25 protein-coding genes are annotated in these 20,484 nt (G+C 72.2%); 20 read left to right on the top strand and 5 right to left on the bottom strand.

Going from position 1 to position 20,484, the window contains the following annotated elements:
- Positions 1–292 precede the first annotated feature (292 nt).
- The 9 genes from hisD to hisF are packed head-to-tail and all read left to right on the top strand — an operon-like array spanning position 293 to position 6,297.
- Entirely contained in the window at positions 293–1,609 is a 1,317-nt protein-coding gene (gene hisD, locus AB0J76_RS25500) for a histidinol dehydrogenase (RefSeq protein WP_352326345.1), read from the top strand.
- Positions 1,606–2,694 carry a histidinol-phosphate transaminase gene (locus tag AB0J76_RS25495; RefSeq protein ID WP_352326346.1) on the top strand — a complete coding sequence of 363 codons (1,089 nt, stop codon included), beginning with the start codon at positions 1,606–1,608 and terminating at the stop codon, positions 2,692–2,694. Before hisD ends, AB0J76_RS25495 begins: the two co-directional genes overlap by 4 nt.
- Positions 2,691–3,284, top strand: coding sequence for an imidazoleglycerol-phosphate dehydratase HisB (gene hisB / locus AB0J76_RS25490; RefSeq protein ID WP_352326348.1), 594 nt, complete (start codon positions 2,691–2,693; stop codon positions 3,282–3,284). The genes AB0J76_RS25495 and hisB overlap by 4 nt, the downstream gene beginning before the upstream one ends.
- Positions 3,281–3,436 (top strand): hypothetical protein, encoded by a 156-nt coding sequence (locus AB0J76_RS25485; RefSeq protein ID WP_352326349.1) that lies wholly within the window; start codon positions 3,281–3,283, stop codon positions 3,434–3,436. Before hisB ends, AB0J76_RS25485 begins: the two co-directional genes overlap by 4 nt.
- Positions 3,433–4,068, top strand: coding sequence for an imidazole glycerol phosphate synthase subunit HisH (gene hisH / locus AB0J76_RS25480; RefSeq protein WP_352326350.1), 636 nt, complete (start codon positions 3,433–3,435; stop codon positions 4,066–4,068). Before AB0J76_RS25485 ends, hisH begins: the two co-directional genes overlap by 4 nt.
- Positions 4,065–4,394 carry a hypothetical protein gene (locus AB0J76_RS25475; protein WP_352326351.1) on the top strand — a complete coding sequence of 110 codons (330 nt, stop codon included), beginning with the start codon at positions 4,065–4,067 and terminating at the stop codon, positions 4,392–4,394. Before hisH ends, AB0J76_RS25475 begins: the two co-directional genes overlap by 4 nt.
- Complete coding sequence (gene priA / locus AB0J76_RS25470; RefSeq protein ID WP_352326353.1) at positions 4,395–5,117, top strand: bifunctional 1-(5-phosphoribosyl)-5-((5-phosphoribosylamino)methylideneamino)imidazole-4-carboxamide isomerase/phosphoribosylanthranilate isomerase PriA; 723 nt, start codon at positions 4,395–4,397, stop codon at positions 5,115–5,117.
- Positions 5,118–5,149: 32 nt separating this feature from the next.
- A complete protein-coding gene (locus tag AB0J76_RS25465) occupies positions 5,150–5,539 on the top strand; it encodes a Rid family hydrolase (protein ID WP_352326354.1) in 390 nt (129 codons plus the stop codon).
- Positions 5,536–6,297, top strand: a complete 762-nt coding sequence (hisF, locus tag AB0J76_RS25460) for an imidazole glycerol phosphate synthase subunit HisF (RefSeq protein WP_352326355.1) — start codon at positions 5,536–5,538, stop codon at positions 6,295–6,297. The genes AB0J76_RS25465 and hisF overlap by 4 nt, the downstream gene beginning before the upstream one ends.
- 207 nt (positions 6,298–6,504) lie before the next feature.
- On the opposite strand, the gene AB0J76_RS25455 is transcribed toward hisF, so the two are convergent.
- From AB0J76_RS25455 to AB0J76_RS25445, 3 genes are all read right to left on the bottom strand, one after another.
- Positions 6,505–7,866 carry a glutamine synthetase family protein gene (locus tag AB0J76_RS25455; RefSeq protein ID WP_352326356.1) on the bottom strand — a complete coding sequence of 454 codons (1,362 nt, stop codon included), beginning with the start codon at positions 7,864–7,866 and terminating at the stop codon, positions 6,505–6,507.
- Between the two features lie 62 nt (positions 7,867–7,928).
- Positions 7,929–8,090 (bottom strand): hypothetical protein, encoded by a 162-nt coding sequence (locus AB0J76_RS25450; RefSeq protein ID WP_185844438.1) that lies wholly within the window; start codon positions 8,088–8,090, stop codon positions 7,929–7,931.
- Between the two features lie 163 nt (positions 8,091–8,253).
- Positions 8,254–8,913 (bottom strand): TIGR03085 family metal-binding protein, encoded by a 660-nt coding sequence (locus AB0J76_RS25445; RefSeq protein WP_352326357.1) that lies wholly within the window; start codon positions 8,911–8,913, stop codon positions 8,254–8,256.
- A 117-nt stretch (positions 8,914–9,030) separates the two neighbouring features.
- Between AB0J76_RS25445 and AB0J76_RS25440 the strand changes: the two genes are divergently transcribed.
- Together AB0J76_RS25440 and AB0J76_RS25435 are read left to right on the top strand one after the other, a co-directional pair.
- Positions 9,031–10,833, top strand: coding sequence for an ABC transporter ATP-binding protein (locus AB0J76_RS25440; RefSeq protein WP_352326370.1), 1,803 nt, complete (start codon positions 9,031–9,033; stop codon positions 10,831–10,833).
- Positions 10,830–12,608 carry an ABC transporter ATP-binding protein gene (locus tag AB0J76_RS25435; protein WP_352326359.1) on the top strand — a complete coding sequence of 593 codons (1,779 nt, stop codon included), beginning with the start codon at positions 10,830–10,832 and terminating at the stop codon, positions 12,606–12,608. Before AB0J76_RS25440 ends, AB0J76_RS25435 begins: the two co-directional genes overlap by 4 nt.
- 10 nt (positions 12,609–12,618) lie before the next feature.
- On the opposite strand, the gene AB0J76_RS25430 is transcribed toward AB0J76_RS25435, so the two are convergent.
- Both AB0J76_RS25430 and AB0J76_RS25425 read right to left on the bottom strand, forming a co-directional pair.
- On the bottom strand, positions 12,619–13,008 hold the full coding sequence (locus AB0J76_RS25430; RefSeq protein WP_352326361.1) for an ATP-binding protein: 390 nt from the start codon (positions 13,006–13,008) through the stop codon (positions 12,619–12,621).
- The gene (locus AB0J76_RS25425) at positions 13,001–13,837 is read right to left on the bottom strand and encodes an MEDS domain-containing protein (RefSeq protein WP_352326362.1); all 837 of its coding nucleotides are present in this window, start codon (positions 13,835–13,837) and stop codon (positions 13,001–13,003) included. The genes AB0J76_RS25430 and AB0J76_RS25425 overlap by 8 nt, the downstream gene beginning before the upstream one ends.
- 141 nt (positions 13,838–13,978) lie before the next feature.
- Here AB0J76_RS25425 and AB0J76_RS25420 point away from each other — a divergent pair, with 141 nt between their 5' ends.
- From AB0J76_RS25420 to trpA, 9 genes are all read left to right on the top strand, one after another.
- On the top strand, positions 13,979–14,353 hold the full coding sequence (locus AB0J76_RS25420) for an STAS domain-containing protein (RefSeq protein ID WP_352326364.1): 375 nt from the start codon (positions 13,979–13,981) through the stop codon (positions 14,351–14,353).
- An 8-nt stretch (positions 14,354–14,361) separates the two neighbouring features.
- The gene (gene hisI, locus AB0J76_RS25415; RefSeq protein ID WP_352326366.1) at positions 14,362–14,697 is read left to right on the top strand and encodes a phosphoribosyl-AMP cyclohydrolase; all 336 of its coding nucleotides are present in this window, start codon (positions 14,362–14,364) and stop codon (positions 14,695–14,697) included.
- 10 nt (positions 14,698–14,707) lie between these two features.
- A complete protein-coding gene (locus AB0J76_RS25410; RefSeq protein ID WP_352326367.1) occupies positions 14,708–15,352 on the top strand; it encodes a TIGR02234 family membrane protein in 645 nt (214 codons plus the stop codon).
- A 107-nt stretch (positions 15,353–15,459) separates the two neighbouring features.
- A complete protein-coding gene (locus tag AB0J76_RS25405) occupies positions 15,460–16,233 on the top strand; it encodes a DUF4190 domain-containing protein (RefSeq protein WP_364390643.1) in 774 nt (257 codons plus the stop codon).
- A gap of 144 nt (positions 16,234–16,377) precedes the next feature.
- Positions 16,378–16,947, top strand: coding sequence for a CD225/dispanin family protein (locus AB0J76_RS25400; protein ID WP_364390641.1), 570 nt, complete (start codon positions 16,378–16,380; stop codon positions 16,945–16,947).
- Positions 16,948–16,967: 20 nt separating this feature from the next.
- A complete protein-coding gene (locus AB0J76_RS25395) occupies positions 16,968–17,399 on the top strand; it encodes a DUF2752 domain-containing protein (RefSeq protein WP_352331286.1) in 432 nt (143 codons plus the stop codon).
- Between the two features lie 119 nt (positions 17,400–17,518).
- The gene (gene trpC / locus AB0J76_RS25390) at positions 17,519–18,358 is read left to right on the top strand and encodes an indole-3-glycerol phosphate synthase TrpC (RefSeq protein ID WP_125630391.1); all 840 of its coding nucleotides are present in this window, start codon (positions 17,519–17,521) and stop codon (positions 18,356–18,358) included.
- A gap of 38 nt (positions 18,359–18,396) precedes the next feature.
- Entirely contained in the window at positions 18,397–19,602 is a 1,206-nt protein-coding gene (gene trpB / locus AB0J76_RS25385) for a tryptophan synthase subunit beta (RefSeq protein WP_364390904.1), read from the top strand.
- 85 nt (positions 19,603–19,687) lie between these two features.
- A complete protein-coding gene (trpA, locus tag AB0J76_RS25380; RefSeq protein ID WP_352331346.1) occupies positions 19,688–20,482 on the top strand; it encodes a tryptophan synthase subunit alpha in 795 nt (264 codons plus the stop codon).
- Positions 20,483–20,484 lie beyond the last annotated feature (2 nt).

Here is a 20,484-nt window from a genome sequence, read left to right as displayed (position 1 = left end):
CGGGGCAAACAGCCGCAAGATTATTTTTAACTCACCGAGAGTTTTCTTTGCCGCAGGGTGTTAGACACCTGGCGGGCCGGGCAGGAGGGGGCCAGGCCATTCTCCCGGCCGTGACCGCGCCCCCGTGGCGGCCACGGCCACTCGGCCCCGGCTTGGCCCGGTCCGGGGCTCTGGCGGCCGCGAGCGCGGCGTCCGGCGAACGCCGCGCTCGCGGCCCCCGTAACGTGTCCAACCTGCGTCCCGCATTCTGGACAGAAGCGGATGCGGGGCCCGGACTCCGTAGACTGTCAGGGTGATTTCCCGTATTGACATGCGCGGTTCCCTTCCTGCGGACCTGCGCGACGTGCTGCCCCGCGCCGAGCTCGACGTCGAGGCCGCCCTGGAGAAGGTGCGGCCCATCTGCGACGACGTGCGCCATCGCGGGGCGGCAGCCGTACGGGAGCTGACCGCCAGGTTCGACGGTGTCGAGATCGCCTCCGCCCGCGTGCCCGCCGACGCCGTCCGGCGGGCGCTCGACGAGCTCGACCCCCGGGTCAGGGCCGCGCTGGAGGAGTCGATCAGGCGGGCCCGGCTGGTCCACCGCGACCAGCGCCGCTCCGACGTCACCACGCAGGTCGTGCCCGGCGGCACGGTGACCGAGCGCTGGGTGCCGGTCGACCGCGTGGGCCTCTACGTGCCCGGCGGCCGTGCCGTCTATCCCTCCAGCGTGGTCATGAACGTCGTCCCGGCCCAGGAGGCGGGCGTCGCCTCGCTGGCCGTCACCAGCCCGGCCCAGAAGGAGTTCGGCGGGCTGCCCCACCCCACCATCCTGGCCGCGTGCGCGCTGCTCGGCGTCGACGAGGTCTACTCCGTGGGCGGGGCGCAGGCCGTGGCCATGTTCGCCTACGGCACCGAGGAGTGCCCGCCCGCGACCATGGTGACCGGCCCCGGCAACATCTGGGTCGCCGCCGCCAAGCGCCTGCTCAAGGGCCGCATCGGCATCGACTCCGAGGCCGGCCCCACCGAGATCGCCATCCTGGCCGACGAGACCGCCGACCCGGTGCACGTCGCCGCCGACCTGATCAGCCAGGCCGAGCACGACACGATCGCCGCCGCCGTCCTGGTCACCACCAGCCTCGAGCTGGCCGAGGCGGTCGAGAAGGAGCTGCCGGGCCAGGTCTCGGCCACCCGCCACTCCGAGCGCATCACCGAGGCGCTGGGCGGCCGGCAGTCGGGCATCGTGCTGGTCTCCTCGATCGACGACGGCATCAAGGTCGTCGACGCGTACGCGGCCGAGCACCTGGAGATCCACACCGCCGGCGCGGCCGAGGTCGCGGCCCGCGTCCGCAACGCCGGAGCGATCTTCGTCGGCACCTACGCGCCGGTCTCGCTCGGCGACTACCTCGCCGGTTCCAACCACGTGCTGCCCACCGGCGGCTGCGCCTGCCACTCCAGCGGCCTGTCGGTGCAGTCGTTCCTGCGTGGCATCCACGTCGTCGACTACACCCGCGACGCGCTGGCCCGCGCGGCGGCCCACGTGTCGGTGCTGGCCGACGCCGAAGACCTGCCGGCGCACGGCGCCGCGATCCGCGCCCGCTTCGACTGGCGAGTCCCCACGGAGACCGAGTGAACGCGTCCGACGACCTGACCCTCGCCGACCTGCCGATCCGCGACGACCTGAAGGGCCGCTCGCCCTACGGCGCGCCGCAGATCGACGTGCCGGTCCGGCTCAACACCAACGAGAACCCCTATCCGCCCTCGCCCGCGCTGGTCGCCGACCTGGCGCGGGCCGTGGCCGCGAACGCGGGCGAGCTCAACCGCTACCCCGACCGCGACGCCACCGAGCTGCGCGCCGACCTGGCCGCCTACCTGGGCCACGGGCTGAGCCCCGAGCAGGTGTGGGCGGCCAACGGCTCCAACGAGGTGCTCCAGCAGATCCTGCAGGCCTTCGGCGGCCACGGGCGCACCGCCATCGGGTTCGAGCCGTCGTACTCGATGCACCCGATCCTCACCACCGGCACCAGCACCGAGTGGATCAGCGCCGTCCGCGAGGACGACTTCTCCCTCGACCCCGGCAAGGCCGTCGCGGCGATCGAGGAGCACCGGCCCGACATCGTCTTCCTGGCCTCGCCCAACAACCCGACCGGCACCGCGCAGCCGCTGTCGACGATCGAGGCCGTGCTGGCCGCCGCGCCGGGCGTGGTGGTGATCGACGAGGCCTACGCCGAGTTCGCCCGCCAGGGCACTCCGTCGGCGCTCACGCTGCTGCCGCGCCACCCGAGGCTGATCGTCACCCGCACGATGTCCAAGGCGTTCGCCATGGCCGGCACCCGCCTCGGCTACCTGGCCGCGCACCCGGCCGTGGTGCAGGCGCTGCTGCTGGTGCGGCTGCCGTACCACTTGTCCACGCTCACCCAGACGGCCGCCCGGGTCGCGCTGCGCCACCGCGCCGAGCTGCTCGGCACGGTCGACGCGCTGCGCGCCGAGCGCGACGCCACGGTCGCGTGGCTGCGCGGCAAGGGGCTGTCGGTGGCCGACTCCGACGCCAACTTCGTGCTGTTCGGGCGGTTCCCCGACCGGCGCAAGGTGTGGGAGGGGCTGCTGGCGCGCGGTGTGCTCATCCGCGAGGTGGGCCCGCCAGAATGGCTGCGTGTGTCGATCGGCACCGGCGAGGAGATGGCGGCCTTCCGCGCCGCGATGGAGGAGGTTCTGTGAGTCGCGTAGGGCGCGTGGAGCGGGCAACGAAGGAGACCTCGGTGCTGGTCGAGGTGGGCCTCGACGGCACCGGGCTGGTCGACGTCTCGACCGGGGTGGGCTTCTTCGACCACATGCTGGCCCAGCTCGGCAAGCACGGTCTGTTCGACCTGACCGTCAAGACCGAGGGCGACCTGCACATCGACTCCCACCACACGATCGAGGACACCGCGCTCGCGCTGGGCGCGGCCTTCCGCCAGGCGCTGGGCGACAAGTCCGGCATCCGGCGGTTCGGCAGTGCGTCGTGCCCGCTGGACGAGTCGCTGGCCCAGGTCACGGTCGACCTGTCCGGGCGGCCGTACCTCGTGCACACCGAGCCCGCGGGCATGGCCCCGATGATCGGCCCCGACTACGACACGACGATGACCCGGCACATCCTGGAGTCGCTGGTGGCCCAGGCGGCCATCTGCCTGCACGTGCACGTCCCGTACGGGCGCAACGCCCACCACATCGTCGAGGCCCAGTTCAAGGCGCTGGCCAGGGCGATGCGCGAGGCGTCCGAGCTCGACCCGCGCGCCTCGGGCGTGCCGAGCACCAAGGGCGTGCTATGACCGACAACCTCATCGCGGGCGTGATGGTGTTCCTCGGGCTGTTCCTCGCCGGAGGCGTGTTCTCGCTGGCCAAGCAGGGGCTCAAGGTGGGCGCGGCGTGCTGCGCGCTCGGCGCGGCGATGGCGATCACGGCGGGGGTGTTGTGGTGGTGAGCAAGAACATCGTGGTGCTCGACTACGGCTCGGGCAACCTGCGCTCGGCCGAGCGGGCCCTGGCCAGGGTGGGCGCGGACGTCACCGTGACCGCCGACTTCGACGCGGCGCTCGACGCCGACGGGCTGGTCGTGCCGGGCGTCGGCGCGTTCGCGGCCTGCATGGCCGGGCTCAAGGGCGTGCACGGCGACCGGGTCATCGGCCGCCGGCTGGCCGGCGGGCGTCCGGTGCTGGGCATCTGCGTCGGCATGCAGATCCTGTTCGCGCGGGGCGTCGAGCACGGCGTCGAGACCGAGGGCTGTGGCGAGTGGCCGGGCACGGTCGAGCGGCTGGAGGCGCCCGTGCTGCCGCACATGGGGTGGAACACGGTCAAGGCGCCCGCTGACAGCGTGCTGTTCGCCGGGCTCGACGCCGACACCCGTTTCTACTTCGTGCACTCCTACGGCGTGCGCGAGTGGGAGCTGCAGCCGGCCGACCCCGGTTTCGCCGCGCCCGTGGTCACCTGGGCCGAGCACGGCGTGCAGTTCGTGGCCGCCGCCGAGAACGGCCCGCTCATGGCCACCCAGTTCCACCCGGAGAAGTCCGGCGACGCCGGAGCCGCCCTGCTGAGGAACTGGCTAGAGACGGTATGAGCAAGGAGCGGGCGCGCCGGCGGGCCGAGCGGGAGGCCGGGCGGGCGCGCGCGATCCGGCTCAACGAGGAGCGGCAGGCGCGCCGCGCCCGGCGCCGCGCCCTGACCGCCCGCCTGATCCCGCGCCCGGTGAGGTTCGCCCGGCAGGGCGGCCTGATCGCCCGCCGCCATCGCGCCCAGAACGTCGCGGTGGCGCTCGGCTTCCTGATCGTGCAGGCGATCGTGTGGCTGGTCTGGGGCTCGCCGGCGGTGAGCCTCGCCGTGTTCGTCTTCTCCCTGCTGCTCGCACCTGTTGTCGTGACCCTCGCTTTCGACCGGAGGACCTGAATGTCGCTCGTATTGCTTCCCGCCGTGGACGTCGCCGATGGCCAGGCCGTACGCCTCGTCCAGGGTGAGGCCGGGACCGAGACCGGCTTCGGCGAGCCGCTCGCCGCGGCGCTGGCCTGGCAGGAGGCGGGCGCCGAGTGGATCCATCTGGTCGACCTCGACGCCGCGTTCGGCAGGGGCTCCAACAAGGAGCTGATCAGCGAGGTGATCGGCAAGCTCGACGTCAAGGTCGAGCTGTCCGGCGGCATCCGCGACGACGAGTCGCTGGCCGCCGCCCTGGCCACCGGCTGCCGCCGGGTCAACATCGGCACCGCCGCCCTGGAGAACCCCGACTGGTGCCGGAAGATCATCGCCGAGCACGGCGACCGGATCGCGGTGGGCCTCGACGTGCGCGGCACCACGCTGGCCGCCCGCGGCTGGACGAAGGAGGGCGGCGACCTGTGGGAGGTGCTCGACCGCCTGGAGGCCGACGGCTGCCCCCGCTACGTCGTCACCGACGTGACCAAGGACGGCATGCTGCAGGGTCCCAACCTCGACCTCTACCGGCGGATCTGCGCACACACCGACAAGCCCGTGATCGCCAGTGGCGGCGTGTCCAGTCTTGACGACCTGGTGGCACTGGCTTCTCTCGTCCCGGACGGAGTGGAGGGAGCCATCGTGGGCAGGGCCCTGTACGCTCACGCGTTCACTCTTGAGGACGCGCTGGCCGCGGTACGCGTTTAGCTTCGCCGGGAGGGGGCGGAATGAGCGTCAGCATGGAAAGCACCGGTCCGAGGGTGTTTTCGGGCGGCATCTGGGAGGAGAAGTACGGCTACGCCCGCGCCGTGGTCGTGGGCGAGCGCGTGATCGTCTCCGGCTGCACGGCCACGATCGACGGCGAGGTGCGCCACGTCGGCGACGCCTACCGGCAGAGCCTGACCGCCATCGACATCGCGCTCGACGCCGTCGAGGTCGGCGGCCTGACCCGCGAGGACGTCGTCATGGTCCGCTACTACGTGGTGGAGCAGCGCCACTTCGACCTCGTCGGCCGGGCCATCTACGAAGTCTTCGGGCACGTGCGGCCCGCCTGCACAGGAGTGAGGGTCGCCGGGCTGGTGGACCCTCGAATGCTGGTCGAGATCGAAATCGAGGCACTGCGAGCATGACCGTAGCGGTAAGAGTGATCCCCTGTCTCGACGTCGACGCCGGACGGGTCGTCAAGGGCGTCAACTTCGAGAACATGCGCGACGCGGGAGATCCGGTCGAGCTGGCCAGGCGCTACGACGAGGAGGGCGCCGACGAGCTGACCTTCCTCGACATCACCGCCTCCTCGGGCGAGCGGGAGACCATGCTCGACGTGGTGCGCAGGACCGCCGAGCAGGTGTTCATCCCGCTCACCGTGGGCGGCGGCGTGCGCGCGGTCGACGACGTCAACCGGCTGCTGCGGGCCGGGGCCGACAAGGTGTCCTTGAACACCGCGGCCATCGCCAGGCCCGAGCTGCTGACCGAGGCGTCGCGGCGGTTCGGCGCGCAGTGCGTGGTGCTGTCGGTCGACGCCCGCCGGGCGCCGGGCATGCCCAGCGGGTTCGAGGTCACCACCCACGGCGGCCGGCGCGGCACCGGCATCGACGCGGTGGAGTGGTCGGCGCGCGGCGAGGAGCTGGGCGTCGGCGAGATCCTGCTCAACTCCATGGACGGCGACGGCACCCTCGACGGCTACGACCTGGAGCTGCTGCACGCGGTGCGCGCCGCGGTGCGGGTGCCGGTGATCGCCAGCGGCGGGGCCGGCCGGCTGGAGGACTTCCCGCCGGCGATCGCGGCCGGGGCCGACGCCGTGCTGGCCGCCAGCGTGTTCCACTTCGGCACGCTGAAGATCGGCGACGTCAAGGAGACGCTGCGGATGGCGGGCCACCCGGTCCGCTGAGAGCACCCGATCCGTTCTCGAGGTCACCCGGTCCGCTGGGGCCGCCCGGTCCGTTCTCGAGGTCACCCGGTCCGCTGGGGCCGCCCGGTCCGTTCTCGAGGTCACCCGGTCCGCTGGGGCCGCCCGGTCGGTTGCGGTCCCCGGTCCGTTGAGGCCGCTCGCCGGCCCCGCCCGCGCGGGGTCGGCGGCGCTGGGGCCGGCAGGCGGTCAGAACACGCGCATGTGGTGGAAGAGCTCGTAGGAGGCGTCCTTGGCGGCGAACGCGGCCGCCTCCGAACGTTTGACCGCCAGGTACGCCCTGCGCCGCAACGGCCCGAGCGCCTCCATGAGCACCTCGTCGGCCTCCAGCGCGTCGAGCGCCTCCTCCAGGGAGCCGGGCAGGCGGGGGTAGCGGTCCGGCATGGTGTCGGGATCGATGTCCACGGCCTCGCCCGGGTCGAGCTTGCGGCGGACGCCGTCGAGCCCTGCGTGGATGACCGCGCCGAGCGACAGGTACGGGTTGGCCGAGGAGTCCGACGGCTTCAGCTCCAGGTTCGGCTCGCCGCTCTCGCCCAGCGGCGAGCACACGCGCACGGCCGCCTCCCGGTTGTCGGGGCCGTAGACCGCGTAGGCGCTGGACCACATGCGGGGTGCGAGCCGGCGGAAGCTGTTGACGCTGCCGCAGGTCAGGGCGGTCAGGCCGGGCAGGTGGGCGAGCAGGCCGCCGATGAAGTGCGCGCGTTCCGCGCCGTCCTCGGCGAACAGGTTCTGGGTGTCGCGCCACAGCGACAGGTGCAGGTGGGCGCCGTTGCCGGCCTGGTCGGCCAGGGGCTTGGGGGCCAGCGAGGCCCACATCGACATGCGCATCGCCACGCCGCGCACGGTCTCCCGGTAGAGCACGTGGTTGTCGGCGGCGCGCAGCGCGGGCGCGTGGCGCACCGACAGCTCCTGCTGGCCGGGGCCGAGCTCGGGGTGGTAGTGCTCGACGCGCAGGCCCTGGGTCTCCAGTGCGCGCATGAGCTTGATCGTGTAGTCGTGCGCGGTGTCGAAGCCCGTGCCGGCATAGCAGAGAGAGTCGTCGAGCGGCACCAGCCGGTCGGGGCCGCCATTGGGGTCGGGCAGGCGGCGGCCGAGCGTGAACTCGGGCTCGAAGGCCGCCTCGATCCGGTAGCCGTCGCCGGCCAGCTCCGCCACGGCGTCCTTGAGGAACGTGCGGGCGCAGGCCTCCCACGGTGAGCCGTCGGGCCGGCGCAGGTCCGACAGCATCGCGGCGGCGCCCGGCGCATGGGGCAACGGGACGAACGTGGCCGGGTCGGGGACAATGCGAACCTCGCCCACCGGACCCAGGTGCTCGACCTCCTGGAGCTGGTCGAGCATGTTCATCGCCATCATGGCCACCGTGTGCCCGATGCCCGAGTTGAGCCGTTCGGCCAACCGGGACCGGGACGCCGCCTTGCCACGGACCACGCCACCGTGGTCGGCGTACAGGAAACGGATCAGCTCGATGCCCTCAAGCTCTGCCCGTTCGAGGACGCGCCGGGCCTGCGGATCGAGCTGATTGATCTTGTTGCCGCTGGGGCGATCTCTCATCCTGCCTGCGTAACACGATCTGTCAGCGCGTGGAAGCACCTAGCGCGGACAGAACGCGAACATCAGGTCAGAACATTCGTAAAGAAGACCGCCAATTGGTTGGCTCCTTGGACAATTCCGTCAAACACGCCGTTGACCGCGGCCGCCGCCTGGGCCGGCCGGGTGAACAGGTAGAAGACCACGAACGCCACCAGAACGTACGTAGCCACCTTCTTGACCTGCATGGGGGGCCTCCTGCAGTCCATTCCCAGCCGTATATACCCGGATCTGGGCGATCACGGTCATCTTCTGTGAAGATGTCCAAGATCCTAACCGGGGGGCTTCTTTCCTGTGCCATCGTACGGGCTGGAGGTTTAAGACGAGGGGTTTCTGGGCCGAGGGTTTCGGTCAGAATCCGAGCCGGGCTTCGGTTGCCCGGCTCACCGCCGCGTCGTCGCCGGTCAGCTCCACCCTGGCGTGCTCCTGCCGGCCGAAGCAGAACAGCAGCAGCTCCTGGGCCGTGCCGGTGACCTGAACCTTGGCGCCCTCCCGCGCCCCGCCGAGCGCCACCCCGCCGCCTGCCGCACCGCCGCCCGCCGCACCGCCTCCCGCGCGGCGCAGCACCAGGCGCACCGGCGAGCGGCGCAGCATGAGCCGGGCGCCCGCCGACACCCGCTTCCAGATGAGCTCGTCGAGGTCGGCCGGCAGCTCGCGCGGCTCCCATCCGGGCTGGGCGCGGCGCACGTCCTCGTGGTGGACGAAGAACTCCAGGGTGTTGACCGCGGTGTCCAGGAAGGGCAGCAGCCCGTAGACGCCGCCGGGCCGCCGCACGATGCCCACCAGCTCGGGGTAGGGGTGTCTGGCCTTCAGGCCGTTCTGGACCGAGGCGGTGTAGCCCGCCAGCGCGCTGATCGCGATGCCGCCCATGGCGTCCGGCCGGCGCTCGCGCAGCACGAGGTGGGCGGCCAGGTCGTAGGTGGTCCACCCCTCGCACAGGGTGGGCGCGTCGGGGCCGAGCCGGTCGAACAGGTCGCAGAGCGCGGTGCGTTCGCCACGAGCGTGAGTCACCCCGCCAAGCCTACCTGTGGGAATAAGGAGATGATCGGTCGTGATAGGGACATAGATAGAAATATCGACGTTTGAAGGGAAAAACACGGAGTGGCGAGCAAGGTCACCTCGGCCGTCATGCGTCAAGGGCTGCGTGTCCTTGGGGTGGCCATTCGCACGGAGAGAGCCGTGTTCGCGATGGCCGCGCTGGCCAGCGCGGTCTACGGCGGCATGACCGTCGCCTCGGCCTGGGCACTGGGCTGGGCGACGCAGAACGTGGTGCTGCCCGCCTTCGATCAGGGCCGGACCTCCGCCGGCGCCCTGTGGACGGGAGCGCTGCTGATCATCGGCACCGCCCTGCTCAAGGCGATCGGCGTGGCGGGACGGCGCATCCTGGCCGGCGTCGTGCAGTACCGCATGCAGGCCAGGTCGCGCAGGGACGTGACCAAGCAGTACCTGCGGCTGCCGCTGTCCTGGCACCACCGGCACCCGACCGGGCAACTGCTGTCCAACGCCAGCGCGGACGCCGAGGCCGCCTGGGCGCCGCTCGCGCCGCTGCCGATGGCCGTCGGCGTGCTGGTCATGCTGTTCACCGCGGCCGTCGCCATGCTGTTCACCGACCTCGTGCTCGCGCTGGTGGGCTTCCTGATCTTCCCGGCCATCGCCGTGCTGAACCTGGTCTACCAGCGCAGGCTCAGCCCCCTGGCCACCCGCGCCCAGCAGCTGCGCGCCGAGGTGAGCGAGATCGCGCACGAGAGCTTCGACGGCGCGCTGGTCATCAAGACCCTCGGCCGCGAGGAACTGGAGACCGACCGGTTCCGCCGCCGCGCCCACGAGCTGCGCGACGCCAACATCGCCGTCGGCCGGGTGCGCGGGCTGTTCGACCCCATGCTGGAGGCGCTGCCCACGATCGGCGTGCTCGCCGTGCTGGGGGTCGGCGCGCTGCGCCTGTCCACCGGCTCGATCGACTCCGGCGACCTGGTGCAGGTCGCCTACCTGTTCACGCTGCTGGCCTTCCCGATCAGGGCGCTGGGCTGGGTGCTGGCCGAGCTGCCGCGCAGCGTCGTCGGCTGGCAGCGGGTGCAGGCCGTGCTCGACGCCGACGGCTCCATGGACTACGGCGACACGCCCGTGGCCTCGTCCGGGCCCGCCGAGCTGAAGGTGGCCGGCGTGTCCTACGCCTACGGCCAGGCCGAGGTGCTGCACGACGTCACCTTCGACGTGCCGCCCGGCCGTACCGTGGCCCTGGTGGGGCCGACCGGGTCGGGCAAGTCGACGCTGGTCCAGCTCCTGGTCCGGCTCGTCGACCCCGACTCCGGGCAGGTGCTGCTCGACGGCGTCGACGTGCGCGACCTGCCCTACGGCGCCATCGCCGGCTCGGCCGCGCTGGTGCCGCAGCAGACGTTCCTGTTCGACGACACCGTACGCGGCAACGTCGCCCTCGGCCTGGACGCCGGCGACGAGGACGTGTGGGCGGCGCTGCGCCTGGCCCAGGCCGACGGTTTCGTCGGCCGCCTGGGCGACGGGCTCGACACCCGCGTCGGCGAGCGCGGCGCGTCGCTGTCCGGCGGTCAGCGCCAGCGCATCGCGCTGGCCCGCGCGGTGGTCCGCCGCCCGCGCCTGCTCATCCTCGACGACGCCACCTCCAGCGTGGACCCCCAGGTCGAGGCCAAGATCCTGCACGGGCTGCGCGACAGCGCGGAGGCCTCCACCGTCGTGGTCGTCGCCTACCGGATGGCCACCATCGCCCTGGCCGACGAGGTGGTCTACCTCGACCACGGCCGGGTCGAGGACCGCGGGACCCACGAGGAGCTGCTCGTGCGCTGTCCCGGATACCGCAACCTGGTGACCGCCTACGAGCGCGAGGAGGCCGAACGGGCCGCCATCGACCTGTCGCTGGCCCAGGACGCCGAAGAGGAAGAGGAAGAGGTCAGCGCATGAGCGAGGCGCTCCAGGGCAACGTCGAGCGGTCGGCGCTGGCCACCATCTGGCACGGCCTGTCGCTGACCCCCGAGTTCCGCAAGGGGCTGGCCGGCACGCTCGGGCTGGCCGTCGTGGCGACCATCGGCAAGATCATCGTGCCGATCGCGGTGCAGCAGACGATCGACACCGGCATCAAGAGCGGCACGCCGGACCTGCCGTACATCACCCGGGCCGTCCTGGTGTGCGCCGCGGCCGTGCTGCTGACCGCGCTGGCCGGCTACATCATGAACGTGCGCCTGTACAAGGCCACCGAGTCGTCGCTGGCCAGCCTGCGCGTGCGCGGGTTCCGGCACGTTCACGACCTGTCGGTGCTCACCCAGAACAGCGAGCGGCGCGGCGCGCTGGTCTCGCGGGTCACCAACGACATCGACCAGATCAGCACGTTCATGCAGTGGGGCGGGCTGATGATCATCGTGGCGTTCGGCCAGCTCTTCGTGGCCAGCGTGCTCATGCTGGTCTACTCCTGGCAGCTCACGCTGCTGGTGTGGGTGTGCTTCGTGCCGTTGATGATCGCGCTGCCGCGGTTCCAGCGGCTGTTGTCGCGGGCGTACACGACCGTGCGCGAGCGGACCGGCGACATGCTCGCCGCGGTCAGCGAGTCCGTCGTCGGCGCCGCCGTCATCAGGGCCTACGCCTCCGAGCGGCGTACCGCGGACCGCATCGACAAGGCCGTGGACGCCAACAGGAGCGCGCAGATCAAGGCCCAGACCATCGTCGGCTTCGTCTTCCCGCTGACCGAGATCGTGGCCGCGCTGGCCATCGCCGGCATCGTGCTGCTCGGCGTCCGGCTCGGCGTGTCCGGCGACATCACCGCGGGCAAGCTGGTGGCCTTCCTCTTCCTGGTCACGCTGTTCGTCTCGCCGCTGCAGACCGCCACCGAGGTGCTGAACGAGGCCCAGAACGCGGTCGCCGGGTACCGCCGCATCCTGGGCGTGCTGGACACCCCGCCGGACGTCGCCGACCCCGGCGAGAAGGGCGTGCAGCTGCCCAGGGGCCCGATCTCGGTGGCCTTCGAGAACGTGCACTTCTCCTACCCGGGCGGCCCGCCCGTGCTGCGCGAGGTCTCGCTGGAGATCCCGCCGCGCTCGCGCGTCGCCGTCGTCGGCGAGACCGGGTCGGGCAAGACCACGTTCGCCAAGCTGCTGACCCGGCTCATGGACCCGGTCGGCGGCCGCGTCACGGTGGACGGCCACGACCTGCGCGACGTGCGCTTCTCCTCCCTGCGCGAACGCATCGTCATGGTCCCCCAGGACGGCTTCCTGTTCGACGGCACCCTGGAGGACAACGTCCGGTACGGCAGGCCGCCGGCGACCCGCGAGGAGATCCAGCTCGCGATGACCGAGCTGGGCCTGGCCGACTGGGTCGAGGGCCTGCCCGCGGGCCTGGACACGCCCGTCGGCCAGCGCGGGGAGTCGCTGTCGGCGGGCGAGCGCCAGCTCGTCGCCCTGGCCCGCGCCTACCTCGCCGACCCCGACCTGCTGCTGCTGGACGAGGCCACCTCGGCCGTCGACCCGGCCACCGAGGTGCGCCTGGCCCGCGCGCTGGAGGGCGTCACCCGGGGCCGCACGGCCGTCTCGATCGCCCACCGGCTGTCGACGGCGGAGAACGCCGACGAGGTGCTGGTGTTCGACGCCGGCCGCCTGGTGCAGCGCGGCCCGCACGCCGAGCTGGTCACCCAGCCCGGCGTCTACGCCGACCTGCACGCCTCCTGGGTCTCGGCGGCGCACTCCTGAGCGCGCGTCCCTAGTCGAGGGCGGCGGCGAACGTCACGCTCGTGCCCGCGGGACCGGACACGATCGTGATGTGGTCGCACAACATCCGGGTCAGCCACAGCCCCCGCCCGCGGAACTCCAGCCCCGCGGGCGGGCGCGCCTCGCCCATCCAGCCGGGCGGCAGCCCCGGACCCTGGTCGGTGACCTCGCACCACAGCCGTCCCTCGCCCGACCACAACCGCAGCCGCCCCTGGCCGCCGCCGTGCAGGACCGCGTTGGTGGTGACCTCGTTGACCGCCAGCACGAAGTCCTCCAGCCGCCGGCCGCTCAGCCCCTCGTAGGCGGCCTGCTCGGCCACGGCCCTGCGCAGGAACGTGATGCGCCCGCGCGCGAAGGTCGCCCGGAGCACCTGCCTACCCATCGCCCACCCGGCGGACGACGACGTGCGTGTCGGCCCTGACCAGCCGGAGCACCCGGGCCACCCGCTCGGCGCAGACGACCACGGTCGAGCCGTACGGCCTGGCCGCGGCCGTGACGGTCAGCAGCCTGGCCGAGCCGGCGTCGATGAAGTCGAGGTGGGAGGCGTCGATCACGACCTGGCCCGGCTCCTTCTCCAGCGGCGACAACACCGAGCCGAACGCCGGCCGGTTGGTGAGGTCGACGTCGCCCCACACCCGCAGCCCCGGCGGCGAGGAGGTGCTGGCGAAGCGCAGCAGGGCCTGCTCGGGCGCGATGGGGTGCACCGCGGTGGCCCGCTCGATGGCGTCGAGGGGGAACAGCTCGCGGTCGTACTGGCACACCGCGGCCAGCCAGCGCTCGCCGAACAGCTCGTTGGCGGTGGCCTCGAACGCCGCCTGGGCCTGCGCGTCGCGCGCTCCCCAGGAGGCGTCGATCAGGGCGTAGACGCCGTGCTGGCCGTGCCGGCGCGCCCGGTGGTGGGCGTCGGCCAGGGCGTGCAGCAGGCGGTCGGGGTCGAGGCGGCCGTCGGTGAAGTGCGTGTCGGCGCAGGACAGGATCTCCACCTGCCCGGCCGCCTCGGCGTCGTCGAAGCCCGGGACGAGCGGCGCCAGCCGGCCCCGGGTGCGCTCGGGGGTCTCCGCATGGGTGATGATCACCACCTTGGTCCGGCGGCGCAGCCCGTTGAGTGTGAACTGCCTGGTCGTCGTCATGCGCTCCCGCTCGCCCTCGAACGGCAGGCAGACGTGGTCCCCCAGATCGGGGTCGAGGACCGAGCCCGCGACGTGCACCACGATGTGTCCTCCCTAGCACGCGTCGCCTAGAAATTACCGTGATGCCCGCGATCACGTAACGCGTTCTCGGCAAAACACACCGTCACCCGTTCCGCCGGTGTACGTTTTCGGCGGGGCCGCCCAGGAAGGGTCATGAAAGGCATGGGCGTGAACGTTCTGGAGACGACGCACAGCAGGCACGGGGACATCGTGGTGGTCGCCCTCACGGGCGAGGTCGACGTGGACAACGTCGCCCGGGTCAGGAGGTGCCTGGACGAGGCGGTGGCGGCCGACGGCACGCGGCTGGTGGTCGACCTGACGGGGCTGACCTTCATCGACACCACGGGGCTCGGGGTCCTGGTGCGCCAGCTCGCCGCGTTGCGCGACAGGGACGGCACGATGGCGCTGGTGGCCTCGGACGGCCAGGTGCTGCGGCGGCTGCGCAGGACGAACCTGGCGGCCCTGTTCCCGATCCATGACACCTTGTCGCAGGCGCTGGCCCAGCCGGAGGCGGGAGCACGGGGGAGGGCTGGTTGAATGGCACCATGTCCCTCGACCCCGAGATCGCCGCACGGCTGAAGCGCAACGCGGACGGCCTCGTGCCCGCCATCGCCCAGCAGCACGACACCGGCGAAGTGCTCATGATGGCCTGGATGAACGACGAGGCGCTGCATCTCACGCTCACCACCGGCCGGGCCACCTACTGGTCGCGCAGCCGCGACCGGCTGTGGGTCAAGGGCGACACCTCCGGGCACGTCCAGCACGTCAAGAGCGTGGCCCTCGACTGCGACGGCGACACCATCCTGGTCAAGGTCGACCAGGTCGGCGCCGCGTGCCACACGGGCGACCGCACCTGCTTCGACGCCGGTCTGCTCGGTTAGCGGCTCCGGCATGACGTCTGGCGAGGGTTCCGGCAAGGGCTCCGGGAACGGGCGGCGCGAGTTGTGGGCGTGGCTGGCGCTGACCGTCCTGGGCAGCTGCCTGGTGCTGCTGGCGGCCGGTCAGGTCTGGGTGCGGGTGCTCGGCGCGCAGGCCGCCGACGCGGTCGCGCCGACCGGCGGCGACCTGAGCCCCGTGCTCTCGCCGCTGGGGCTGGCCGGGCTGGCGGGCGTGGTGGCCGTCCTGGCGACCAAGGGCGCCGGGCGCCGGGTCGTCGGCGCGCTGGTGGCGCTCTGCGGCGCGGGCGCGGCGGCGGGCACGTGGGCGGGGCTGGCCTCGGCCACCGTGACCGGCTGGCTGCGCGAGCACAACGCGGTCCGCGCGGTGGCCGGCCTGCCCTGGGAGCCCGTGCCGGGCTGGCCGGTGGTGGCCGGACTCGGCGCGTTCCTGCTCCTGGCCGGCGGCGTGCTGGCCGCGGTGCGCGGCGGCAGGTGGGCGGGCATGTCGTCGCGTTACGACAGGGCGGCTGACGCGACGGGCGAGCGGGCGGGCGAGCGGGCGGGCGCGGTCGCGGCCCGCAGGGGCCATGAGGACCGCGAGTTGTGGGACGCGCTCGACCGCGGCGACGACCCGACGGAGTCCCCGGAACCCCGTTGAGGGCGGTAGTTACGAAATCTCCACGGTTCTGAACCTCTGTCTGCTCGGCAAACGTTTTCTCAATAAGCTGCCGGTGCAACTCGTCAGAAGACAAGAGGAGCCAGCTCATGAGCTACGGGGACCAGGGCGGCAGCGGGGGCCACGGCGGGCAGCCCCCCGGCGGCGGCTACGGCCAGCAGCCGCCCACCGGCGGCGGCTACGGCCAGGGCCCGGGTTACGGCCACCAGCCCCAGAGCGGCGGCTACGGTCAGCAGCCCCAGAACGGCGGGGGTTACGGCCAGCAGCCCCAGAGCGGCGGCTACGGTCAGCAGCCCCAGAACGGCGGGGGTTACGGCCAGCAGCCGCAGAGCGGCGGGGGTTACGGCCAGCAGCCGCAGAGCGGCGGCGGCTACGGCCAGCAGCCGCCCAGCGGCGGCGGTTACGGCTACAACCAGCAGCCGCCGAGCTACCCCCAAGAGCCCCTCGGCTACGGCCAGCAGCCGCAGCCCCCGAGCGGCGGCTACGCCCAGCCGGGCTACGGCCAGCAGACCTACGGGCAGCCGGGCTACGGCCAGCAGGGCTACGGCCAGCAGGGCTACGGCCAGTACGGCGCCCCGCAGCAGCCCCGCTCCACCAACGGCATGGCGGTGGCCTCGCTCATCCTGGGCATCGTCGGCCTGGTCACCTGCGGCGCGACCAGCATCGTCGGCGTCATCCTCGGCCACATCGCGCTCAACCGCATCAAGCGCACGGGGGAGGAGGGCCAGGGCATGGCGATGGGCGGCCTGGTGACCTCCTACATCATGGTCGTGCTGTTCGTGCTCTTCTGGATCCTGTTCGGCGGGTTCTGGCTGACCCTGATCGGCATCGGCTCGGCGGCCTCCGTCAGCGACTACTCGTGAACGGGCGGGGCGCAGCGTGACGCCCCGCTTGCGGTGTGATTACGAATTGTCCGCAACGTGGGCGTTAGTCCACGTAGGGGATGCTTTATCGCTAGGCTGCCGCGCGCAACTCGCTTCACGCTGACGACATGAGGAGTCACGAGCATGAGTTACGGAAACCAGGGCGACGGCGGTTACGGCGCCCAGCCGCCCGGCGGCGGTTACGGGCAGCAGCCGCCGAGCGGTGGTGGCGGCTACGGCCAGCAGCCGCCCAGCGGCGGTGGTTACGGCGGCGGCTACGGCCAGCAGCCCCCGAGTGGCGGCGGCTATGGTGAGCAGCCCCCCGGTGGCGGTTACGGGCAGCAGCCCCCGAGCGGTGGCGGCTACGGCCCGCCCCCCGGCGGCGGTTACGGGCAGCCGCCCGGTGGCTACCCCGGTGGCGGTTACGGCCCCGGCGGCGGCACCCCGCCGGACAACCAGCTGGTCCCGGCGATCCTCACCACCCTGTTCTGCTGCCTGCCCCTCGGCATCGTGGCCATCGTGAAGTCGTCGCAGGTCAACTCCAAGTGGCAGGTCGGCGACGTCCAGGGCGCCATGCAGGCCGCCGAGGAGGCCAAGACCTGGTGGAAGCGCAGCCTGATCTTCGGCATCATCGCCATCGTCCTGCTCATCATCTTCTACGTGGTGGTGTTCATCCTGCTCGCCGCCTCGACGAGCAGCTACGGCTCGTACTGACGGACGGGGATACTGACAGCATGGACATCGCAACAACCGGGCGGCGGGGGACGGGGCGGCTGAAGGGCCTGCTCGCGCCGCTCGGTGTTGCGGCCGCGGCGGGAGCCGTGTTCGGCGTGGTCGGCGTGGTCGACCCCAACCAGCCCGGCCACTACCCGACCTGCCCGTTCCTGTGGGTCACCGGCCTCTACTGCCCGGGCTGCGGCACGTTGCGCACCATCCACGCGCTGGCCCACCTCGACCCGGTGGCCGCCCTGGGGCTCAATCCGCTGGCCGTCGCCATGATCCCGTTCCTGCTGTTCTGGTGGGGCCGGTGGGTCGTACGGGCGTGGCAGGGCAGGCCGCGGCGCACCACTTTGGCCCATCCGGCGTGGCTGTGGGCCTTCCTCGCGGTCGTGATGGTCTACTGGGTCGTCCGAAACCTCCCCTTCGGGGCGTTCCTCGCGCCGTAGTACGGGCCCTGTGGCGAGGTGACCCCGGTGGGGCCGATACCATCGCAGGACAAGGCCGAGAGCGGACGCGAGGCGAACTCTCTGCCACCCCCACTGTCAACCGGAGGGACCTCAAGCGCGTGAGTGAGCGGACGGAAGGACCGAGTGTCCTCGACGACATCCTCGAAGGGGTGCGCGCCGATCTCGCCGCACGTCAGCAGGCCGTGTCGATCGACGAGCTCAAGCGGCGAGCCGAGCGGGCCCAGGGGCCGAGAGACGCGATGGCCGCACTCGGGGGTGACAGGATCTCGGTGATCGCCGAGGTCAAGCGGTCGAGCCCGTCCAAGGGCGCGCTCGCCGCCATCGCCGACCCCGCCGCGCTCGCGGCCGACTACGAGGCCGGCGGCGCCCACGTGATCAGCGTGCTGACCGAGCGGCGCAAGTTCGGGGGCAGCCTGGAGGACCTGGCGGCCGTCCGCGCCCGCGTCGACATCCCCATCCTGCGTAAAGATTTCATCCTCACCTCCTACCAGCTCTGGGAGGCCAGGGCCCACGGCGCCGACCTGGCGCTGCTGATGGTCGTCTGCCTGGAGCAGGAGGCGCTGGTGTCGCTGATCGAGCGGGCCGAGTCCATCGGGCTCACCCCGCTGGTCGAGGTGCACACCGAGGAGGAGCTGGAGCGGGCGGTCGCCGCCGGGGCGCGGGTCATCGGGGTCAACGCGCGTAATTTGAAGACTCTTGAGGTCGACCGCGACGTCTTCGCGAAGCTGGCGCCGAAGATCCCGGATAATGTGATCAAGATCGCCGAGTCGGGCGTGCGCGGCCCGCACGACCTGCTCGCCTACGCCAGGGGTGGCGCCGACGCCGTCCTGGTGGGGGAGAGCCTGGTCACCGGCAAGGATCCGCGCAAGGCCGTGGAGGCGTTGGTGACCGCCGGCGCTCACCCGTCGACGCGCCCCGACCACTCAGCAGAGGGATAGCAGTGGCTAACGAAGGCTCCATCCTCAGCGCCGCCGACCTGGCCGGCGGCGCCGCGTACGGCAACGACCCCGACCTGCACGGCAAGTTCGGCATCTTCGGCGGCCGCTACGTGCCCGAGGCGCTCATCCCCGCGCTCGACGAGGTGGCCGCCGTCTACGACAAGGCCAAGACCGATCCCGAGTTCCTGCGCGAGTTCGACCACCTGCTGCGCACCTACGCCGGCCGGCCGACCACGCTGACCGACGTGCGGCGCTTCAGCCAGGAGGCCGGCGGCGCGCGTATCGTGCTCAAGCGGGAGGACCTCACCCACACCGGCGCCCACAAGATCAACAACGTGCTCGGCCAGGCGCTGCTGACCAGGCGCCTGGGCAAGAAGCGGGTGATCGCCGAGACCGGCGCCGGCCAGCACGGCGTGGCCACGGCCACCGCGGCCGCCCTGCTCGGCCTGGAGTGCGTCATCTACATGGGCGCGGTCGACTGCGAGCGCCAGGCGCTCAACGTGGCCCGGATGAAGCTGCTCGGCGCGACCGTGGTGCCCGTCCACAACGGCTCCAAGACGCTGAAGGACGCCATCAACGAGGCGTTCCGCGACTGGGTGACCAACGTCGACACCACCCACTACCTGTTCGGCACCGTCGCCGGGCCCCACCCGTTCCCCGAGATCGTGCGCGACTTCGCCCGCATCATCGGCGTCGAGGCCCGCCGCCAGATGCAGGAGCTGACCGGCGGGCTGCCCGACGCGGTGTGCGCGGCGGTCGGCGGCGGCAGCAACGCCATCGGCATCTTCCACGCCTTCATCGGCGACGAGAACGTGGCCCTGCACGGCTACGAGGCGGCCGGCCACGGCCTGGAGAGCGGCGAGCACGCGCTCACCCTCACCGCCGGCTCGGTGGGCGTGCTGCACGGCTCACGCACGTACGTGCTCCAGGACGACGAGGGCCAGACGATCGAGTCCCACTCGATCTCGGCCGGCCTCGACTACCCGGGCGTCGGCCCCGAGCACGCCTGGCTGAAGGACTCCGGCCGCGCCACCTACCACGGCGTCACCGACGACGAGGCCATGGCGGCGTTCTCGCTGCTGGCCAGGACCGAGGGCATCATCCCGGCCATCGAGTCCTCCCACGCGCTGGCGGGCGCGCTGAAGCTGGGCCGCGAGCTCGGCCCCGACTCGACGATCCTGGTCAACCTGTCCGGGCGCGGCGACAAGGACATGGGCACCGCCATGAAGTACTTCAACCTCTGACGCCCCCGGCAGCGCGGCGCGGGTGACCGGGAGACGGCCTGCGGCAGGGCATCATGGTGGGACTCGACCTTCGAAACGGACAGACATGACGACTCTTCAGACGGTTTTCGCCAAGGCGAAGGCGGACAACCGGGCCGCGCTCGTCGGCTACCTGCCTGCCGGCTTCCCGTCCAAGGACGGCGCGATCGCCGCCGCCGCGGCCCTGGTCGAGGCGGGCTGCGACGTCATCGAGATCGGCCTGCCCTACTCCGACCCGCTCATGGACGGGCCGACGATCCAGGACGCGGTGCACCGCTCGCTGGTCAACGGCACCCGCATCGCCGACGTGATGCGCACCGTCGAGGGGGTCGCCGCCACGGGGGCCGCCACGCTCGTCATGACGTACTGGAACCCGATCGACCGCTACGGCGCCGACCGGTTCGCCCGTGACCTGGCCAACGCGGGCGGCGTCGGCACGATCACGCCCGACCTGACGCCGGAGGAGTCCGAGCCGTGGCGCACGGCCTCGGCCGAGGCGGGCATCGACACGGTGTTCCTGGTGGCGCCCAGCTCCACGGAGGAGCGCATCAAGGCCGTGGTCGACTGCTGCACCGGCTTCGTCTACGCCGCCTCGCTGATGGGCGTCACAGGCGCCAGGGAGAGCGTGAACTCGGCGGCCGAGGGCCTGGTCAAGCGCACCCGCGCGCACACCGACCTGCCCGTCTGCGTGGGCCTGGGCGTCGGCACGGGCGCGCAGGCGGCCGAGGTGGCCCGCTACGCCGACGGCGTGATCGTGGGGTCGGCGTTCATCCGCCGCATCCTCGACGCGCCCGACGAGGCCGCCGGGCGCGAGTCGATCATGGCGCTGGCCGGCGACATGGCCCGCGGCGTGCGCCGCTGAGC

It is taken from the genome of Nonomuraea sp. NPDC049624, from assembly GCF_040675255.1.
GTDB lineage: Bacteria > Actinomycetota > Actinomycetes > Streptosporangiales > Streptosporangiaceae > Nonomuraea.
The sequence above is the reverse complement of the archived record's forward strand: the minus strand, read 5'-3'. Positions and strand labels throughout refer to the sequence as shown.

What these genes read in the sequence shown, in the direction of transcription:
- AB0J76_RS25450 (WP_185844438.1), bottom strand. Translation starts at nt 8,090, where the DNA reads ATGCAGGTCAAGAAGGTGGCTACGTACGTTCTGGTGGCGTTCGTGGTC.
- AB0J76_RS25430 (WP_352326361.1), bottom strand. Translation starts at nt 13,008, where the DNA reads ATGGGTAGGCAGGTGCTCCGGGCGACCTTCGCGCGCGGGCGCATCACG.
- AB0J76_RS25410 (WP_352326367.1), top strand. Translation starts at nt 14,708, where the DNA reads ATGACGTCTGGCGAGGGTTCCGGCAAGGGCTCCGGGAACGGGCGGCGC.
- priA (WP_352326353.1), top strand. Translation starts at nt 4,395, where the DNA reads ATGTCGCTCGTATTGCTTCCCGCCGTGGACGTCGCCGATGGCCAGGCC.
- AB0J76_RS25395 (WP_352331286.1), top strand. Translation starts at nt 16,968, where the DNA reads ATGGACATCGCAACAACCGGGCGGCGGGGGACGGGGCGGCTGAAGGGC.
- AB0J76_RS25485 (WP_352326349.1), top strand. Translation starts at nt 3,281, where the DNA reads ATGACCGACAACCTCATCGCGGGCGTGATGGTGTTCCTCGGGCTGTTC.
- AB0J76_RS25435 (WP_352326359.1), top strand. Translation starts at nt 10,830, where the DNA reads ATGAGCGAGGCGCTCCAGGGCAACGTCGAGCGGTCGGCGCTGGCCACC.
- AB0J76_RS25455 (WP_352326356.1), bottom strand. Translation starts at nt 7,866, where the DNA reads ATGAGAGATCGCCCCAGCGGCAACAAGATCAATCAGCTCGATCCGCAG.
- AB0J76_RS25440 (WP_352326370.1), top strand. Translation starts at nt 9,031, where the DNA reads ATGCGTCAAGGGCTGCGTGTCCTTGGGGTGGCCATTCGCACGGAGAGA.
- trpA (WP_352331346.1), top strand. Translation starts at nt 19,688, where the DNA reads ATGACGACTCTTCAGACGGTTTTCGCCAAGGCGAAGGCGGACAACCGG.
- hisI (WP_352326366.1), top strand. Translation starts at nt 14,362, where the DNA reads ATGTCCCTCGACCCCGAGATCGCCGCACGGCTGAAGCGCAACGCGGAC.
- AB0J76_RS25475 (WP_352326351.1), top strand. Translation starts at nt 4,065, where the DNA reads ATGAGCAAGGAGCGGGCGCGCCGGCGGGCCGAGCGGGAGGCCGGGCGG.
- AB0J76_RS25465 (WP_352326354.1), top strand. Translation starts at nt 5,150, where the DNA reads ATGGAAAGCACCGGTCCGAGGGTGTTTTCGGGCGGCATCTGGGAGGAG.
- AB0J76_RS25400 (WP_364390641.1), top strand. Translation starts at nt 16,378, where the DNA reads ATGAGTTACGGAAACCAGGGCGACGGCGGTTACGGCGCCCAGCCGCCC.
- AB0J76_RS25420 (WP_352326364.1), top strand. Translation starts at nt 13,979, where the DNA reads ATGGGCGTGAACGTTCTGGAGACGACGCACAGCAGGCACGGGGACATC.
- hisF (WP_352326355.1), top strand. Translation starts at nt 5,536, where the DNA reads ATGACCGTAGCGGTAAGAGTGATCCCCTGTCTCGACGTCGACGCCGGA.
- AB0J76_RS25405 (WP_364390643.1), top strand. Translation starts at nt 15,460, where the DNA reads ATGAGCTACGGGGACCAGGGCGGCAGCGGGGGCCACGGCGGGCAGCCC.